Origin of the sequence: Mesorhizobium sp. M00.F.Ca.ET.216.01.1.1, assembly GCF_004010325.2 — a bacterium.
Taxonomy (GTDB): domain Bacteria; phylum Pseudomonadota; class Alphaproteobacteria; order Rhizobiales; family Rhizobiaceae; genus Mesorhizobium.
Map to the genome: position 1 here is coordinate 61,177 of NZ_SADR02000005.1, position 16,542 is coordinate 77,718.

Annotated in this window: 18 protein-coding genes; 16 read left to right on the forward strand and 2 right to left on the reverse strand. The window is 63.4% G+C overall.

The window, feature by feature from the left end; translation table 11 throughout:
- Positions 1-185 precede the first annotated feature (185 nt).
- From EN859_RS08670 to EN859_RS08700, 7 genes are all read left to right on the forward strand, one after another.
- Positions 186-560, forward strand: coding sequence for a hypothetical protein (locus tag EN859_RS08670; protein ID WP_348632916.1), 375 nt, complete (start codon positions 186-188; stop codon positions 558-560).
- Between the two features lie 231 nt (positions 561-791).
- Complete coding sequence (gene sdhC / locus EN859_RS08675) at positions 792-1,196, forward strand: succinate dehydrogenase, cytochrome b556 subunit (RefSeq protein WP_127852944.1); 405 nt, start codon at positions 792-794, stop codon at positions 1,194-1,196.
- Between the two features lie 2 nt (positions 1,197-1,198).
- Positions 1,199-1,594 carry a succinate dehydrogenase, hydrophobic membrane anchor protein gene (sdhD, locus tag EN859_RS08680; RefSeq protein WP_127852945.1) on the forward strand — a complete coding sequence of 132 codons (396 nt, stop codon included), beginning with the start codon at positions 1,199-1,201 and terminating at the stop codon, positions 1,592-1,594.
- A 4-nt stretch (positions 1,595-1,598) separates the two neighbouring features.
- A complete protein-coding gene (gene sdhA / locus EN859_RS08685; protein ID WP_127852946.1) occupies positions 1,599-3,437 on the forward strand; it encodes a succinate dehydrogenase flavoprotein subunit in 1,839 nt (612 codons plus the stop codon).
- A 2-nt stretch (positions 3,438-3,439) separates the two neighbouring features.
- Positions 3,440-3,877 carry a DUF3052 family protein gene (locus EN859_RS08690; RefSeq protein ID WP_127852947.1) on the forward strand — a complete coding sequence of 146 codons (438 nt, stop codon included), beginning with the start codon at positions 3,440-3,442 and terminating at the stop codon, positions 3,875-3,877.
- A complete protein-coding gene (locus EN859_RS08695; protein ID WP_127852948.1) occupies positions 3,878-4,657 on the forward strand; it encodes a succinate dehydrogenase iron-sulfur subunit in 780 nt (259 codons plus the stop codon).
- Between the two features lie 258 nt (positions 4,658-4,915).
- Positions 4,916-5,554: a DUF480 domain-containing protein gene (locus tag EN859_RS08700; RefSeq protein WP_127852949.1), complete on the forward strand. Its 639-nt coding sequence runs from the start codon at positions 4,916-4,918 to the stop codon at positions 5,552-5,554.
- Positions 5,555-5,650: 96 nt separating this feature from the next.
- Here the strand turns inward: EN859_RS08700 and EN859_RS08705 are convergent, their stop codons facing one another.
- Positions 5,651-6,076 carry an OsmC family protein gene (locus EN859_RS08705; protein WP_127852950.1) on the reverse strand — a complete coding sequence of 142 codons (426 nt, stop codon included), beginning with the start codon at positions 6,074-6,076 and terminating at the stop codon, positions 5,651-5,653.
- A gap of 225 nt (positions 6,077-6,301) precedes the next feature.
- Between EN859_RS08705 and EN859_RS08710 the strand changes: the two genes are divergently transcribed.
- Positions 6,302-6,520, forward strand: coding sequence for a hypothetical protein (locus tag EN859_RS08710; RefSeq protein WP_127852951.1), 219 nt, complete (start codon positions 6,302-6,304; stop codon positions 6,518-6,520).
- A 2-nt stretch (positions 6,521-6,522) separates the two neighbouring features.
- On the forward strand, positions 6,523-6,879 hold the full coding sequence (locus tag EN859_RS08715) for a YciI family protein (protein ID WP_127852952.1): 357 nt from the start codon (positions 6,523-6,525) through the stop codon (positions 6,877-6,879).
- Between the two features lie 25 nt (positions 6,880-6,904).
- Here EN859_RS08715 and EN859_RS08720 read toward each other — a convergent pair whose 3' ends face one another.
- Positions 6,905-8,167, reverse strand: a complete 1,263-nt coding sequence (locus EN859_RS08720; protein WP_127852953.1) for a ubiquinone biosynthesis hydroxylase — start codon at positions 8,165-8,167, stop codon at positions 6,905-6,907.
- Positions 8,168-8,298: 131 nt separating this feature from the next.
- On the opposite strand from EN859_RS08720, the gene tesB reads away from it, so the two are divergent.
- The 7 genes from tesB (at position 8,299) to EN859_RS08755 (ending at position 16,474) form a co-directional block, all read left to right on the forward strand.
- Positions 8,299-9,174, forward strand: coding sequence for an acyl-CoA thioesterase II (gene tesB, locus EN859_RS08725; protein ID WP_127852954.1), 876 nt, complete (start codon positions 8,299-8,301; stop codon positions 9,172-9,174).
- A 219-nt stretch (positions 9,175-9,393) separates the two neighbouring features.
- Positions 9,394-9,732 (forward strand): P-II family nitrogen regulator, encoded by a 339-nt coding sequence (locus EN859_RS08730; protein WP_127852955.1) that lies wholly within the window; start codon positions 9,394-9,396, stop codon positions 9,730-9,732.
- A 31-nt stretch (positions 9,733-9,763) separates the two neighbouring features.
- Positions 9,764-11,104, forward strand: coding sequence for an ammonium transporter (locus tag EN859_RS08735; protein WP_127852956.1), 1,341 nt, complete (start codon positions 9,764-9,766; stop codon positions 11,102-11,104).
- Positions 11,105-11,376: 272 nt separating this feature from the next.
- Positions 11,377-11,652, forward strand: a complete 276-nt coding sequence (locus EN859_RS08740; RefSeq protein WP_127852957.1) for a hypothetical protein — start codon at positions 11,377-11,379, stop codon at positions 11,650-11,652.
- Positions 11,653-11,876: 224 nt separating this feature from the next.
- Positions 11,877-14,537: a DNA translocase FtsK gene (locus tag EN859_RS08745; protein WP_127852958.1), complete on the forward strand. Its 2,661-nt coding sequence runs from the start codon at positions 11,877-11,879 to the stop codon at positions 14,535-14,537.
- A 259-nt stretch (positions 14,538-14,796) separates the two neighbouring features.
- Positions 14,797-15,480 carry an outer membrane lipoprotein carrier protein LolA gene (locus EN859_RS08750; protein ID WP_127852959.1) on the forward strand — a complete coding sequence of 228 codons (684 nt, stop codon included), beginning with the start codon at positions 14,797-14,799 and terminating at the stop codon, positions 15,478-15,480.
- 187 nt (positions 15,481-15,667) lie between these two features.
- A complete protein-coding gene (locus EN859_RS08755; RefSeq protein ID WP_127852960.1) occupies positions 15,668-16,474 on the forward strand; it encodes an exodeoxyribonuclease III in 807 nt (268 codons plus the stop codon).
- The last annotated feature ends 68 nt before the right edge of the window (positions 16,475-16,542 follow it).

Below are 16,542 nucleotides of genomic sequence, written 5' to 3' on the forward strand. Positions count from 1 at the left end.
AAATTAACCTTTTCTTAACCTTTGTTAAGAGGCTGACGCGCCAGGCGGCAAGGTCTTCGCGAACATGGTTAATATCCGAAAGCTCGGAGGCCCCGTGGTTTTGGGTGAGCTTGATCTAGGCGAGGCATTGCGGCTAGTTTGCCACGCGGGGGACAGCATATATGGCATTACGCCGGGCTTTTCGGATGACGCTTGCGCTTTTGCCGCTGCTCGCTGCTGCCGCCGCCTGCGTGCCGAGCGCGCCGAAGGCGGGAAATACGCCTGCGACCATTTCCCATGCTCCAGAACCTGCGGCCGCTGCCACTTTTACAGCCACTGATGTGAGCACACCGCAGCCGCGCACTGCAACCTACAGCTGTGCCGATGGCGGCACGATGACCGTCGAAAACCTCGGCACGTCGGTGCGTGTGATCGGCGCCGACGGCGTCAGCGAGGAGCTGCCGGCCTCGCCCGCCAACCAGAGCAGCCGCTTCGGCGAGTCGCATGACGCAATCGTGATTGACGGCCGCGACGCGCTGGTGATGAAGGGCGGCGCGTCGCCGGTGACCTGCACCCGCTGATTCACGCCCGGGCGGAAGCCATATTCCGCACTGCAGCGACATTGTGCCGGGAGCTAATCGATTGAAGCTAAGGCCCCTACCTTCGTCAGACTAAATTACGTTTTCAAAACGATTTTCCGGCTTTGACGCGGTGCAAAAAGCGCATTAGAAACCGGCTGTCCGAAGTCGCAACCGGAAGCGGCAATGCCGCATTTCCATCTGAGGCTCCAGAGACGCCGAACTGGGGGAGCCATGAGCAAATCACCAGCCACCCGCGCTAGACCGCTTTCGCCGCATCTGACCGTGTACCGGCCGCCGATCACCATGACGATGTCGATCATCCATCGCATCACCGGCGGAGCGCTCTATTTCGGCACGCTGCTGGTCGCCCTGTGGCTGATGGCGGCGGCGAGGTCCGAGGCCACCTTCGATTGGGTCAACTGGGCATTCGGCTCGTGGCCGGGGCGGCTGGTGCTGTTCGGCTATACCTGGGCGCTGATGCACCACATGCTGGGCGGCGTCCGCCATCTAATCTGGGACACCGGGGTGGGTCTCGAAAAGGATACGGCCTCCAGGATTGCCTGGGCGACGCTCGCGGGCTCGATCGTGTTGACGCTGCTGATCTGGATCGCCGGCTACATGGCGCGGGGGAGCTGATCGTGAAGGCTAACAACACCGACATGCGCACGCCGCTGGCGAAGGTTCGCGGCCTTGGCTCCGCCCGCGAGGGCACGGAGCATTTCTGGCGCCAGCGACTGACAGCGATCGCCAACATCCCGCTGATACTGTTCTTCGTCGGCTTCCTGATCGCGCTCAACGGCGCCGGCTTTGCGGAGGTGCGCGCCGCGCTCGCCAATCCGGTCGTGGCGCTGATCCTGGCCCTCGTGCTGCTGTCCGGGCTCTATCATATGCGGCTCGGCATGCAGGCGATCATCGAGGACTATGTGCATGGCGAGGGCATGAAGCTGGCGCTGCTCGTCCTCAACACCTTCTTTCCCATAGTGGTCGGCGTCGCCTCGATCTTCGCCCTGCTCAAACTGGCACTCGGAGGCTGACGTTTTGGCCAAGGACGCGAAAAGAGCCGACACGGCTCCCGCCTACACCTATGTCGACCATAAATTCGACGTCGTGGTGGTCGGCGCCGGCGGCGCCGGGCTGCGCGCCACGCTCGGCATGGCCGAGCAGGGTCTGCGCACCGCCTGCATCACCAAGGTCTTCCCGACGCGGTCGCACACCGTGGCGGCACAAGGCGGCATCGCCGCCTCGCTCGCCAATATGGGCCCCGACAACTGGCAGTGGCATCTCTTCGACACCGTCAAAGGTTCGGACTGGCTTGGTGACATCGACGCGCAGGAATACATGGTCCAGCAGGCGCCCGCCGCCGTCTACGAACTCGAGCATTATGGCGTGCCGTTCTCACGCACCGAGGAAGGCAAGATCTATCAGCGGCCGTTCGGCGGCATGATGATGAATTTCGGCGAGGGACCGCCGGTGCAGCGCACCTGTGCGGCCGCCGACCGCACCGGCCATGCCATGCTGCACACGCTCTACGGCCAGTCGCTGAAGAACAACGCGCAGTTCTTCATCGAGTATTTTGCGCTCGACCTGATCATGGAGCCGGACGGCACCTGCACCGGCGTCGTTGCCTGGAACCTGGACGACGGCACCATCCACCGTTTTTCGGCAAAGATAGTGGTGCTGGCGACCGGCGGTTATGGCCGCGCCTATTTCTCGGCGACCTCGGCGCACACCTGCACCGGCGACGGCGGCGGCATGGCCGCACGTGCCGGCCTTCCGCTTCAGGACATGGAGTTCGTGCAGTTCCACCCGACCGGCATCTACGGCGCCGGTTGCTTGATCACCGAAGGCGCGCGCGGCGAGGGCGGCTATCTCGTCAATTCCGAGGGCGAGCGCTTCATGGAGCGCTACGCACCGTCGGCCAAGGACCTTGCCTCGCGCGACGTGGTGTCGCGCTGCATGACGCTGGAGATCCGCGAGGGTCGCGGCGTCGGCCCGAAGAAGGACCACATCTTCCTGCATCTCGACCATCTCGACCCGGCCGTGCTGCACGAGCGGCTGCCCGGCATTTCGGAATCGGCGAAGATCTTTGCCGGCGTCGACCTGACCAAGGAGCCGATCCCGGTGCTGCCGACGGTCCACTACAATATGGGCGGCGTGCCGACCAATTACTGGGGCGAGGTGCTCAATCCTACGCCCAAGAGTCCCGACCAGGTATCGCCCGGACTGATGGCGGTCGGCGAGGCCGGCTGCGCTTCGGTGCACGGCGCCAACCGGTTGGGCTCGAACTCGCTGATCGATCTGGTGGTGTTCGGCCGGGCGGCGGCGATCAGGGCCGGCCAGGTGATCGACCGCAACGCGGCGATCCCTTCGCCCAACGAAGCCTCGGTCGAGAAGATCATGGATCGCTTCGACAGGCTGCGCCACGCCAACGGCTCGACGCCGACCGCCAGCTTGCGCGAAAAGATGCAGAAGGCGATGCAGGAAGACGCTGCGGTGTTCCGCACCCAGGAATCGCTGGAAAACGGCTGCAAGCGGATTTCGCAGATATGGGGCGAGCTCAAGGACATAAAAGTGTTCGACCGCTCGATGATCTGGAACTCCGACCTGGTCGAGACCCTGGAGCTGGAAAACCTGATGGCCAACGCCATCACCACCGTCTACGGCGCCGAGGCGCGCAAGGAGAGCCGCGGCGCGCATGCGCGGGAAGATTTTCCGGACCGCGACGACAAGGTCTGGCGCAAGCATACGCTGGCCCAGCTGAGCGAAGCCGGCAAGGTGACGCTCAGCTACCGGCCGGTGCACACCGAAACGCTGCTCAAGGAGAAGGACGGCGGCATCAACCCGGCCAAGATCGCGCCGAAGGCCAGGGTGTACTGACCATGGCGCTGGCGGCTGCGGGATATTCCGGCACGCCTCTTCCGGCCAAGCTCGGCCTGAAGGACGGCATGACCGCCGCCTTCATCGCCCTGCCGGCGGAACTCGGCGATCTGGCCGCCGCCGTCGACTTTGCCCATGTCGACCGGCTGCCGGCCTGGTCGAAGATTTCCGGCTCTGCCCGGAAATACGATGCCGTCCACGCCTTCACCAGGCAGCGCGCCGAGATCGAGGACCACCTTGCCGATGTCAAGGCGGCAATCGAGCGCCACGGCATGGTCTGGGTGTCCTGGCCGAAGAAGGCATCGAAGGTGCCGACCGACGTCACCGAGGACGTCATCCGCGCGGAAGCGCTGAAGCTCGACCTTGTCGATGTGAAGGTCGCTGCCGTAAATGCGATTTGGTCCGGGCTGAAGCTCGTCATCCGAAAGGACCTCAGGTAAATGGTCGAACTCACGCTGCCCAGGAACTCGCAGATCAAGGTTGGAAAAACCTGGCCGAAGCCGGAAGGCGCGACCAATCTGCGCGAGTACAGGATCTACCGCTGGTCGCCAGATGACGACGAGAACCCGCGCATGGACACCTATTTCGTCGACATGGACGATTGCGGGCCGATGGTGCTCGACGCGCTGCTCTACATTAAGAACAAGATCGACCCGACGCTGACGCTGCGCCGCTCCTGCCGCGAGGGCATTTGCGGTTCCTGCGCCATGAACATCGACGGCTCGAACACGCTCGCCTGCACCAAGGGCTGCGATGACATTTCTGGCGCGATCAAGGTCTATCCGCTGCCGCACATGCCGGTGGTCAAGGACCTAGTGCCCGACCTCACCAATTTCTACGCCCAGCACGCCTCGATCGAGCCGTGGCTGAAGACGGTGTCGCCAGAGCCGGCCAAGGAATGGCTGCAGAGCCATGAGGATCGCGAAAAGCTCGACGGGCTCTACGAGTGCATCTTGTGCGCCTGCTGTTCGACCTCGTGCCCGAGCTACTGGTGGAACGGCGACCGCTATCTCGGCCCGGCGACGCTGCTGCAGGCCTATCGCTGGCTGATCGATTCCCGAGACGAGGCCACGGGCGAGCGGCTCGACAACCTCGAAGACCCGTTCAGGCTCTATCGCTGCCACACCATCATGAACTGCGCCCAGGCCTGCCCGAAGGGTCTCAACCCGGCCAAGGCGATCGCCGAGATCAAGAAGATGATGGTGGAGAGAAGGGTTTAGCTGCAGGCGTGGCGTCTGCGTTACAATTACCGCTGCGATCGTCTCGCCGGCTAAGTAATCTTCGGCAAGCCGTTGGATTTAGTCATCCCAGGGTCTGCGCTGCGTCGCTTCGCTCCTTGCTCCGCCTGGGATGACGAAGGGGCGATGGCTTCGGCCAACCTCCAAGGTTTGCGGTAGCCTGCAAAATGGAACTATGGATGTCAGCGGCCGCCAGGCTCTGTCGAAAATTACAGTACCAAGAACCGATAGCCGATCCCAATGACTGACTCTGATCTTCCCATCCTCTCTCCCGTCGAAGCCCGCGTGCTCGGTTGCCTGATCGAAAAGAAGGAACTGACGCCCGATGTCTATCCGCTGACGCTCAATGGCGCGCATGCCGCCGCGAACCAGAAGACGGCGCGCGAGCCGGTGATGTCGGTGGAGCTTGCCGAAGTCCGGCGCGCGCTTGGCCAGCTGGAGCAGAAGGGCCTTGTCAGGCAGGTCTTTGCCTCGCGCGTCGAGCGCTACGAGCATGTCGTCGCACAGCGCTTTTCCCTGACCTCGGCGCAGATCGTGCTGCTTGGCCTGTTGTTGCTGCGCGGTCCGCAGACGGCCTATGAATTGCTGGCGCGGAGCGAGCGCATGGCGCGGTTTCCGTCCGTCGACGAGCTTCGCGGCAATCTCGACCTGTTGATCGGCCGCAAGCCGCCGCTCGTGCAGCAGATCGATCGCGGTCCCGGCCAGCGCGAGGACCGCTACGCTCATCTCCTGTGCGGGCCGGTGCAGATGCCATTGGCTGCAGCGCCCTTGCAATCGCCTTCGCCGGCTACGGATCTCGAAGCGCGCGTGCAGGCCCTCGAGGAAGAGGTCGAACGATTGCGCGCGCGCATCGATGCGCTGGCCGGCGAAGGACGCTAGCGACAGGTTCGATAAGTGCGCCGCCGGGTCGCGCGGAATGCCACCAGACAGAAACGCGGGCACCAAAGCCGGCGTCGCATGGCATTGAACGGGTTCTCAGCCGAGCCGGGCGTCGAGCGACACTTTTATGGCGCCGAGCGCCTTCGAAACCGGGCACTCGGCCTTGGCCTTTTCGGCCAATTCCCTAAATTTCGCCGCATCGATGCCCGGCACCTTGCCAACCAGCGTGATGGCGCTGCCGGTGATGCCGGTGCCTGGAATCAGTGTCACCACGGCCTTGGCGTCGAGTTGGGCGGCGGGCGTGCCGTTCTCGGCCAGGAAATGCGAAAGCTGCATGGCATAGCAGCCGGCATGCGCCGCTGCGATCAGCTCTTCCGGGTTGGTGCCGGATTTGCCGCTCTCGTCTTCGAAGCGCGTCTTGAACGAATAAGGCGTGCCCTTCAGGACCCCGCTCTGGGTGTCGAGCGTGCCATTGCCCTCCTTCAGATTGCCTTTCCAGACGGCGTTTGCGGTGCGGTCCATGAATTCCTCCTTGATTGTCGCGATGCGCCGGCCAGCGCCAGCGTTCTTCTCGACTATAGCGCGGGCGCACTGGAAGACCACCGCGCTCTTTGGCGGTCATGCAATGTTGGCGACGGCGCGCCCGAATTTTTTTGAGAAAAAATTGTGCGTGCAAAAATGTCGACTTCCATCTGGCTCGGCCGTCCTGCGGGCGGCCATGGAATTGGTGGCCGGATGGAGGATCACATGAACAATCTGTTTTCCGCGCACTGGACAAGCACCGGCTGTAAGGCCGACGAACAAGAAGCCTACTGGTCGCATCTGCCGCCTTCCGGTTTCGGCCGACTGCTTGCGGCGGTCGTCATCATTGGGGTTGCGCTGTCCGTTCTCGACAGTGCAGCGGACAAAGGCCCGCCTGACATCTCGATTGCCTCGTCCTATGGTTCATCGCAGCAGGGGAGATAGACATGAAATATGTTTGCCTGGTCTACGGCGAAGAAAAAGACCTTTACGCAATGACCCCCGAGCGGTTGGCCAAGCTCGACGCGGATTCGCTGGCCTATGACAGGTCGGTGGAGCAAAGCGGCCGGCTGATCATCGCGCAGGCGCTGCAATCGGTGAAGACCTCGAAAACCGTCCGGCGGCGCAAGGGCAAGAGGCTGATCACGGACGGCCCCTTCGCCGAGACCAAGGAACAGTTGCTCGGCTTCGTCATGATCGAGGCCGAGGATCTCGACGAGGCGTTGGAGATTGCCGGCGGGATTCCGCTGGCCGAAATCGGCACGATCGAGGTCAGGGCGATCTACAAGGTGCCGGGGTCCTGAGCGATCGGCGCAAGCTGTTCGGGCGTTAGATTGCCTCGCCCTTGAGCAGTTTCGGCGTGTCGCCGGACAGACCGGACGCCTGGCGGATGAAAAAATCCTTCAGCAGCGGCATGCGTTCGACGAGACCCAGACCGATGTCGCGGACAGTGCGTAGCGGGCCGATATCGTTCGAAAACAGCCGGTTCAGGACATCGGTGGTGACGCCCATTTGCAGCGTGTCGAAACGCCGCCACTGCTGGTAGCGTTCGAGCACGTTGAGCGCGCCGATATCCTGGCCGAGCCGGTCGGCCTCGACCAGCACTTCGGCAAGAGCCGCCACATCCTTAAAGCCAAGATTGAGGCCCTGGCCGGCGATCGGGTGGATGCCGTGGGCGGCGTCGCCGGCAAGCGCAATGCGTGGCGCGACGAAGGCGCGGGCGATGGTCAGGCCGAGTGGCCAGGCGCGCGGCTTGTCGGCGACATGGATCTCGCCGAGCTTCAGGCCAAACCGCTGCTCGAGCTCGTGCTCGAAGACGAGGTCGTCGCCGTCGACCAGCTTTTCGGCATCTTCCGACCGCTCGACCCAGACGATCGACGAGCGGTTGGTGCCGTCCTTGTCCGGCTTGAGCGGCAGCGTGGCGAAGGGGCCGGCTGGGAGAAAATGCTCTTCGGCGCGGCCATTGTGCGGGCGTTCATGTGCGACGGTGCAGACGATGCCGGACTGGCCGTACTGCCATTTCACAGTCTTGATGCCGGCCATGTCGCGCAGCTTCGAGTTGACGCCGTCGGCAGCAACCAGCAACCGGGCCTTTAGCGTCGCGCCATCGGCAAGGTGCACGGTGATGCCGGCGCCGTTGCTGTCGAAGGCGCTGACGGCGACGCCTTCGATGATGTCGATGCCGAGTTTTTCGGCGCGCTGGCGCAAGGCGCCGTTCAAATCCTTGTTGGCGACCATGTGCGCAAAAGGCTCGCCGGGCGCGACCTCGCCGTCAAAGGTGAGAAACACCGGGCGCACCGGATCGGAGGCGCGCGAATCGGTGATGATCATCTCGGTGATCGCCTGCGCTTGTGGAGCGATCTCGTTCCACACGCCGAGCTGGTCGAGCATGCGCGAGGCCGCAGCGGCGATGGCCGAGGCGCGGCCGTCCTTCTGCCAGACGTCGGCGGGCGCGGCGTCGACGACGGCGACGGCGAGGCTGGGGCGTGCCTGTTTCAGCGACACGGCAGCGGTGAGGCCGACATAGCCGGCGCCGGCGATCAAAATGTCGAGCGAGGCTGGGGTTTTTGCATCTGCCCTGCGGTCCACCATGACAAATCCTTTCGCGGCCTCGTTGTCCCGGGAGCCCATCCCGGGCCGTCGTCAGCCATTCCGGCCTTGACTGCCCGCCGTTCGTGTTGGAAACCGCCATAACATTTTCTGCTGCGGCGAGGGCGCGAAACATGACGGCGGCCATGGACGAGCTTCTCGACATTCTTGACCTCGAGCAGCTGGAACACAACCTGTACCGTGGTCGCAGCCCCAAACTCGACTGGCAGCGCATCTTCGGCGGGCAGACCATCGCCCAGGCGCTGGTCGCTGCCCAGCGGACGGTGGAACCCGAGCGCCATGTGCATTCGCTGCACGGCTATTTCATGCGGCCCGGCGACACCAAGGTGCCGATCATCTACCAGGTCGACCGCATCCGCGACGGCGGCTCCTTCACCACGCGCCGCGTCGTCGCGATCCAGCACGGCCAGGCGATCTTTTCGCTGGAAGCCTCGTTCCAGCAGGACGAGGTCGGTCTCGAGCACCAGGTGCCGATGCCACGGGACGTGCCGGCGCCCGACAGCCTGCTGTCGCAGCGCGAATTGCTGGGCAAGTTCGGCGAGGCAGTCCCCGACGGCATCAAGCGCTATTGGGAGCGCGACCGGCCGATCGAGATGAAGCCGGTGATGCTGAAGCATTACACCAGCCGCGAAAAACTGGAACCGAAGCAGAACATCTGGATCCGCACGACCGGCCCGGTACCGGCCGATCGCGCCACGCAGGCAGCCGTGCTCGCTTACCTGTCCGACATGACGTTGCTCGACACCTCGACCTTTGCGCATGGCCGCGCCATTTTCGATCGCGACATCCAGGCCGCAAGCCTCGACCATGCCATGTGGTTCCATCGCAGCCACCCGCTCGATGACTGGATCCTTTACACGCAAGACAGCCCTTCGACACAGGGGTCACGGGGCTTCACTCGCGGGTCGCTGTTTGCCCGCGACGGCACTTTGATCGCTTCGGTTGCCCAGGAAGGGCTTATCCGGCTAAAGAGACCGCCTGCACAGTAGGCATTTTTTAAAAATTGCCTATTTTTTAATCAGACGTACTGCCGCTACTGTGAACAGCGGGCTTTGCAGGCTCTCCCAATCTCTTTGTTTACAATAGGTTAACACCCTGCTTCGGCAATTGGCACGGAGCTTGAATCCTAGCAGGCACTCTCCGGCTCTCATTTGGATCGGCGAAGTCGTGCAAACGCGGGGGACCGCAACAGCAAAGGGTGAAACCTTATGAAAATCGTGATGGCAATCATCAAGCCGTTCAAGCTCGATGAGGTGCGCGAAGCGCTCACCGCAGTCGGCATCCAGGGCCTGACCGTCACCGAAGTCAAAGGCTACGGGCGTCAGAAGGGACACACGGAAATCTATCGCGGGGCGGAATACGCGGTCAGCTTCCTGCCGAAGATCAAGATCGAAGTCGCGGTCAGTGTCGACATGGTCGACAAGGCCGTCGAAGCCATCACGGCGGCGGCCAAGACCGGCCAGATCGGCGACGGCAAGATCTTCGTTTTCGGCATCGACCAGGCGGTGCGCATCCGCACCGGCGAAACAGACACCGATGCGCTCTGAGCTGCGAACACGTATTCCAATGGAGAGTTCAATGAATATTCCTTCCACCTTGAAGACGACGGGACGCGCAGCCCTGCTGGGCTCGCTCGCTCTCGCAGCACTGGGTTCGGTCGCCGCATTGGCGCAGGAAGCGGCTCCGGCCGCACCGGCTGCGCCCGCGCCTGCGCTCGATACCGGCAACACCGCTTGGATGCTGACCTCGACGGCGCTTGTGCTGATGATGACGATCCCGGGCCTGGCGCTGTTCTACGGCGGCATGGTGCGCCAGAAGAACGTGCTCGCCACGATCATGCAGAGCTTTGCCATCACCTGTCTGGTGACGGTGCTGTGGTTCATGTTCGGCTATTCGCTGGCCTTCTCGGACGGCGGCGGCACGCAGGCTTATGTCGGCGGCTTCTCGAAGTTCTTCCACCACGGCATCACCGTTTCCACGCTGTGGCTACCGGGGGTGGCGAACATTCCTGAATTCGTCTTCTCGATGTTCCAGCTGACCTTCGCCATCATCACGCCGGCGCTGATTGCCGGTGCCTTCGCCGAACGCATGAAATTCTCGGCACTGCTGATCTTCATGGGACTGTGGCTGCTGTTCGTCTATGCCCCGATCGCGCATTGGGTCTGGGGCGGCGGCTTCCTCGGCAGCGCCGGCGTTCTCGATTTCGCCGGCGGCACCGTCGTTCACATCAATGCCGGTGTCGCCGGCCTGGTCTGCGCGCTCGTTCTCGGCAAGCGCGAAGGCTACGGCACCGCCAACATGGCGCCGCACAACCTCGTCTATTCGGTGATCGGTGCCTCGCTGCTGTGGGTCGGCTGGTTCGGCTTCAATGCCGGATCGGAACTGGCGGCCGACGGCCTTGCCGGCGCGGCGATGATGAACACGCAGGTTGCGACCGCGGCCGCGGCGCTTGCCTGGATGTTCGCGGAATGGATCGTCGCCAAGAAGCCGAGCGTGCTCGGCATCATCTCGGGCGCCGTTGCCGGCCTGGTCGCGGTGACGCCGGCTTCGGGTTTCGTCAACCCGACCGGCGCCTTCATCATCGGCATCGTCGCCGGCGTGCTGTGCTACCTCTCGGCGGTCAAGGTCAAGCACATGTTCGGCTATGACGACTCGCTCGATGCCTTCGGCGTGCACGGCGTCGGCGGCGTCATCGGTGCGCTGCTCACCGGCGCGCTCGCCGATCCGGAGATCAACGCACTCGGCAAGGGCGCCTCGGTCGCTACCCAGCTCTATGGCATCGTCTTCACCATCCTGTGGACGGCGATCGCAACCTTCGTCATCCTCTACATCGTCAAGGCGCTGGTCGGCCTGCGTCCCAGCTCGCAGGAAGAGATCGAAGGCCTCGACATCAGCCAGCATGGCGAAGTGGTGCCGTGAGGCATTGATTGTCCGGCGCCGGGTTTTTGCTGGCGCCGAAAAGATCCCGTCGTGACGCTCCCGAAACGGGCTCACGCATTGAGGCCCGGAACACATCCGGGCCTCTTTTTTTGCCGTGCAGCGCCGCGTCGGCGGCGGTTCGGGCTCGATCACATTCGCTTGATGAGGCACTTGATCGACCGCTGCTGTGAAACATCGGCCGTGCCGGTTCCGAACTGGGGTGGCGATCGTCGTTTGGGCGCTCGTCACAACAACAGGGAAGGAACAATATCATGAACATCAGGAACATCTGCCTCGGAGCGCTTGCTCTTTCCATGGTCAGCGGCGCCGCCTTTGCCGGCGCTCTGGACGAACCCGACAACATGGCGCCGTTCTTCACGGACTCCAGCATGAAGACCATGAAGCCGAAGGCAGAGTTCAAGGCTGCCTTCACGGCGATGCCGATGGAAAAGCAGAAAGCGATGAAGAAGGAATGCAATGACCCGGCGATGAGCAAGCCGCATGCCGAGTTCTGCGCGAATGTTCTGGCGCTCGGTGGCGCCAACTAAGGCATGAACCCGAAAGCCGCTTAGCTCGATTCTCGGCTGCGGTTGCCCGTCCCGGTTCACGCCGGGGCGGGTGTTTGCATTTCTGAAGCCGCTTTCCGCGTAGCAGATGCCGGCGCGCGCCCCATGGTTAATGCTGCCTTAACCTTCCCGCCGATAGTCTGGTAGCCGAATCTGCCGGAGTGCGTCATGCGCCCGGCCAGTCCATGACAAACGGGGAAAGAGGCATGCGTTCAGGGGCTTCAGCACCGCTCGCGCTGACCGACACGGGGCACGGCATGCAGGCATTCGCGCGACGCCAGGTCGGCCGGCTGGCCGGCGCCGGCCTGTTCGTGCTGGTCGCCTTCGGTGTTGCCAGCCTTGCCACCTGGAACGTTGCCGATCCGAGTTTCTCGCATGCCACCAACAATACCGTCACCAACGCCATGGGCTATACGGGTGCGGTCTTCTCCGACCTTGCCATGCAGTTCTTCGGCCTCGCCGCCGTCGCAGCCCTGGTGCCGGCGGTGGTCTGGGGGTTCCTGCTGTTCACCGCGCGCGGCGTCGACAGGCTGCCGAAGCGCGGGCTTTCGTGGTTCGGTTTTGCGCTGCTTGCCGCGGCGATCGCCGGCTGCGTGGTGCCGCCCAAGACGTGGCCGCTGCCAACCGGCCTCGGCGGCGTGTTCGGCGACATGGTGCTCAAGATCCCCGGGCTCTTCATCGGCGGCTATCCGACCGGCCTCATCGCCAGCGTGCTCGTCGTGCTGCTCATCGCACCGGCGCTGTGGCTGTTTGCCCATGGCTCGGCGCTGATTGCGCGCAAGAACGGTTTTGCCGTCCTGGAGCAGCCTGCCGCACCCGATCCTCGCGACCAGGACGACCTGCTTTTCGACAATGACGACGACGAGGGCGACGAGGGCATATTGGCGCTCGGCGCCATCACCCACTGGTGGCTGTCGCTACGTGCCTATCTTCGCCGCCGCGCCGCGCGCCGCCGGGAGGAGCGGGACGAGTACGAGCCGGAGCTGGAACCGCGAGCCAGCGCCTGGCGCCGCGCCGCCGAACGAGTCGAATCGGCCGAGTTCGCCGAAGCGCGGATGAGCCCGGACGGTCGCGCCCGCGTCGAGCCGGAATTCTTCGCCGCCATGGTCAACGACCGCAGCGTCTCGCTCGACCCCGACGATGCCGATGTCTTCGATGATAACGACGACATGGATTTCGCCCCCGAGCCCGCAGGCCAGCGTCGCGCCGCGCCAACCGCGAAGGTGCAGAATTTCCGCTCCGATGCCGCCACCCGCGTCGAGGCGCCGGCGCCGCGTCCGGTTCCGGGCGCTCGCGTCCAGCGCGAGGCGCAGACCTCGCTGATCGGCTCGGAAAAATTCGAAATGCCGTCGCTGCATTTCCTCTCCGAGCCGAAGAACGTCGTGCGCGATGCCAGCCTGTCCAAGGACGCACTGGAGCAGAACGCGCGCCTGCTCGAGGGTGTGCTGGAGGATTTCGGCGTCAAGGGCGAGATCATCCACGTCCGCCCAGGCCCGGTCGTCACCCTCTATGAGCTCGAGCCGGCGCCCGGCATCAAATCGTCGCGCGTCATCGGCCTGTCCGACGACATCGCCCGCTCGATGAGCGCGATCGCCTGCCGCGTCGCCGTGGTGCCCGGCCGTAATGCGATCGGTATCGAGCTGCCCAATGCCAAGCGCGAGACCGTCTACCTGCGCGAGATCATGGCCAGCCGCGATTTCGAGACGACCAAGGCCAAGCTGGCGCTGGCGCTCGGCAAGACAATCAACGGCGAGGCGGTCATCGTCGACATCGCCAAGATGCCGCACGTGCTGGTCGCCGGCACCACCGGCTCGGGCAAGTCGGTCGCCATCAACACCATGATCCTGTCGCTGCTCTACCGGCTGACGCCGCAGGACTGCCGGCTGATCATGATCGACCCGAAAATGCTGGAGCTCTCGGTCTATGACGGCATCCCGCACCTTTTGACCCCGGTGGTCACCGATCCGAAGAAAGCGGTGGTGGCGCTGAAATGGACCGTGCGCGAGATGGAGGACCGCTACCGCAAGATGTCGAAGGTCGGCGTCCGCAACATCGACGGTTTTAACGCACGCGTGCAGCAGGCAGAGAAGAAGGGCGAAAGGATTTCGCGCACAGTGCAGACGGGCTTCGACCGCCAGACCGGCGAGGCGATCTACGAGACGGAGAACCTCGATCTCGAGCCGATGCCCTACATCGTCGTCATCATCGACGAGATGGCCGACCTGATGATGGTTGCCGGCAAGGACATCGAAGGCGCGGTGCAGCGTCTGGCGCAGATGGCGCGTGCCGCCGGCATCCATGTCATCATGGCGACGCAGCGCCCGTCAGTCGACGTCATCACCGGTACGATCAAGGCCAACTTCCCGACCCGCATATCCTTCCAGGTGACGTCGAAGATCGACAGCCGCACCATCCTGGGCGAACAGGGCGCCGAGCAGCTGCTCGGCATGGGCGACATGCTCTACATGGCCGGCGGCGGCCGCATCCAGCGCGTGCACGGTCCCTTCGTCTCCGACGATGAGGTCGAAAGAATCGTCGCGCATCTGAAGCTGCAGGGCGTGCCGGAATATCTCGACGCCATCACCGAGGATGACGACGAGGACGACGACGAGCCTTCGGGCAAGGGTGGATCCAGCGGCGGTGGCGGCGGCAATTTCGAGGATTCCGACGATCCCTATGACCAGGCGGTTGCCGTGGTGCTGCGCGACGGCAAGGCCTCGACCAGCTACATCCAGCGCCGGCTCGGCATCGGCTACAACCGCGCCGCCTCGATCATCGAGAAGATGGAGAAGGAAGGCATTGTCGGTCCGGCCAACCACGCCGGAAAGCGCGAGATCCTGGTACCGACGGAGGACGACAAGTTCTAAGCGCATGACCCCGAAAATCGGATTCGATTTTTGCTTCGCTGATCTTCGGTTCGGAAAAGGATCATGCGCAAAATCTAAGTGCTACAGCGTCCTTTGCGCGTCCAATGGGACGCGCGGCGCTGTGGTCCGATAGGCGGGGGCGGAGCCGGCAACTTTGAACCTCTTGGCGCGTTGCTGCGACTGAGCGCTGTCGACCCGCCAAACTTAAGCCCAACTGGGGGCCCAGAGCGACAACACGAAACAGACGAGAGTGACCAGTATGAAAAACTCATCCTTCGCCCCGATCAGCGACTTTGCCCCAACCCGCCGCCAGGTGCTTGGCCTCGGTCTGGTCCTTGCCGGCGCTGCGGCGATCAACGTCGTGCCGGGATTCCAGTTGCTGGCGTCGGCGCAGGCTGCGGTGCCGGCGACGGCGCAAAAGATCGCCGACCATTTTTCCTCGGTCAAATCGATGACCGGCGAGTTCGTGCAGTTCGGGCCCAAGGGCGAGCAGACCGGCGGCAAGTTCTTTCTCGAACGGCCGGGCAAGATCCGCTTCAACTATGACGGAGCGTCGAATTTCAGGGTGATCTCCGACGGCAAGTCGGTGGTCATCCTCAACAAGAGACTGAACACGTCCGATCTCTATCCGCTGTCGAAGACGCCACTGAAGCTGTTGCTCGACGACAGGATCGACCTCTCAGGCGGCCGCGTCAGAAGCGTCAAGGAAGAGAACGACCTCACCACCATCCAGCTTGCCGACAAATCGGTGTTCGGCAATTCGAAGATCACGATGATGTTCGATCCAAAATCCTACGAGCTGCGGCAGTGGACCATCACCGATGCGCAAGGCAAGGACACGACGGTGATGATCTTCAACGTGAGGGAAGGCGTGAGTTTTGCCCCTGACACCTTCGCCATCGACTATACGGCCAACCGCGAGTTGAACACCAAGACGCGCTAGCTTTCCATCGCTGTGGGAAGGGTGAGGGGCAGTACCGAGATCGACCATGACATCAACAGGGGTCTGGCCAAGCGCGGCGAGCTTGTTTTTGCGGTGCGCGGCTGGCAGTAGTTTCCGGGACTGACTTTCAAAAGGTGTCATTCCCGTCGGAGCCATCTGGCGGATCTTGCGTTGCCGGAACCCGCACATGCCCTTTTCCATCGCCACCTGGAACATCAACTCCGTCCGCCTGCGCATGCCGCTCGTCGAGCGCCTGCTTCTGGAACAGGCTCCCGATGTGCTCTGCCTGCAGGAGACGAAAGTTCCGGACGAGCTGTTTCCCGAGGCAGCCTTCCGCAAGCTCGGCTACACCCACATCGCCTTCCACGGCCAGAAGGGCTATCACGGCGTGGCGACGGTTGCGCGCCGCCCGATCGCGGTGGTCGAGAAGCGCCGCTTCTGCGAAATCGACGACAGCCGGCATCTTTCCGTCACCGTTCGCGCCGGCGGCAAGTCGATCCTGCTGCACAATTTCTACGTCCCGGCCGGCGGTGACGAGCCGGACCCCGTCATCAACCGCAAGTTCAGGCACAAGCTGGATTTCGTCGCCGAGATGAACGCTGTCCGCGCCGAGCATGACGAGGTCTCCGGTTCGGTCCTGGTCGGCGATCTCAACATCGCGCCGCTGGAGCACGACGTCTGGTCGCACAAGCAGCTTTTGAACGTCGTCAGCCACACGCCGGTGGAGACGGAAGGTTTTGAGGCGATGCGGCTTGCCGGCGACTGGGTCGATCTGATGCGGCTCAACGTGCCTTATGAGCAGAAGCTCTACACCTGGTGGAGCTATCGCGCGCAGGATTGGGAAGCGTCGGATCGCGGCCGGCGGCTCGATCATGTCTGGTCGTCGCCAAACCTGGTGCAGAACTTTGCCGGCTACGAAATCCTGCGGCTGGCGCGCGGGTGGGAGCGACCGTCCGACCATGTGCCTGTTATCGCGCGGTTCGACCTGGACTAGTTACCCGTAGACAACGGGTTCGGCGACGGAAAGCCGTTCTGTGGCGATCCTTCGCGCCCCCCTCTGTC

Excerpts from the sequence above, each read along its gene's own strand:
- EN859_RS08695 (WP_127852948.1), top strand. The coding sequence starts at position 3,878 with ATGGTCGAACTCACGCTGCCCAGGAACTCGCAGATCAAGGTTGGAAAA.
- EN859_RS08715 (WP_127852952.1), top strand. The coding sequence starts at position 6,523 with ATGAAATATGTTTGCCTGGTCTACGGCGAAGAAAAAGACCTTTACGCA.
- EN859_RS08720 (WP_127852953.1), bottom strand. The coding sequence starts at position 8,167 with ATGGTGGACCGCAGGGCAGATGCAAAAACCCCAGCCTCGCTCGACATT.
- EN859_RS08705 (WP_127852950.1), bottom strand. The coding sequence starts at position 6,076 with ATGGACCGCACCGCAAACGCCGTCTGGAAAGGCAATCTGAAGGAGGGC.
- tesB (WP_127852954.1), top strand. The coding sequence starts at position 8,299 with ATGACGGCGGCCATGGACGAGCTTCTCGACATTCTTGACCTCGAGCAG.
- EN859_RS08700 (WP_127852949.1), top strand. The coding sequence starts at position 4,916 with ATGACTGACTCTGATCTTCCCATCCTCTCTCCCGTCGAAGCCCGCGTG.
- EN859_RS08735 (WP_127852956.1), top strand. The coding sequence starts at position 9,764 with ATGAATATTCCTTCCACCTTGAAGACGACGGGACGCGCAGCCCTGCTG.
- EN859_RS08750 (WP_127852959.1), top strand. The coding sequence starts at position 14,797 with ATGAAAAACTCATCCTTCGCCCCGATCAGCGACTTTGCCCCAACCCGC.
- sdhC (WP_127852944.1), top strand. The coding sequence starts at position 792 with ATGAGCAAATCACCAGCCACCCGCGCTAGACCGCTTTCGCCGCATCTG.
- EN859_RS08740 (WP_127852957.1), top strand. The coding sequence starts at position 11,377 with ATGAACATCAGGAACATCTGCCTCGGAGCGCTTGCTCTTTCCATGGTC.
- EN859_RS08670 (WP_348632916.1), top strand. The coding sequence starts at position 186 with ATGACGCTTGCGCTTTTGCCGCTGCTCGCTGCTGCCGCCGCCTGCGTG.
- EN859_RS08690 (WP_127852947.1), top strand. The coding sequence starts at position 3,440 with ATGGCGCTGGCGGCTGCGGGATATTCCGGCACGCCTCTTCCGGCCAAG.
- EN859_RS08745 (WP_127852958.1), top strand. The coding sequence starts at position 11,877 with ATGCGTTCAGGGGCTTCAGCACCGCTCGCGCTGACCGACACGGGGCAC.
- EN859_RS08710 (WP_127852951.1), top strand. The coding sequence starts at position 6,302 with ATGAACAATCTGTTTTCCGCGCACTGGACAAGCACCGGCTGTAAGGCC.
- EN859_RS08755 (WP_127852960.1), top strand. The coding sequence starts at position 15,668 with ATGCCCTTTTCCATCGCCACCTGGAACATCAACTCCGTCCGCCTGCGC.
- EN859_RS08730 (WP_127852955.1), top strand. The coding sequence starts at position 9,394 with ATGAAAATCGTGATGGCAATCATCAAGCCGTTCAAGCTCGATGAGGTG.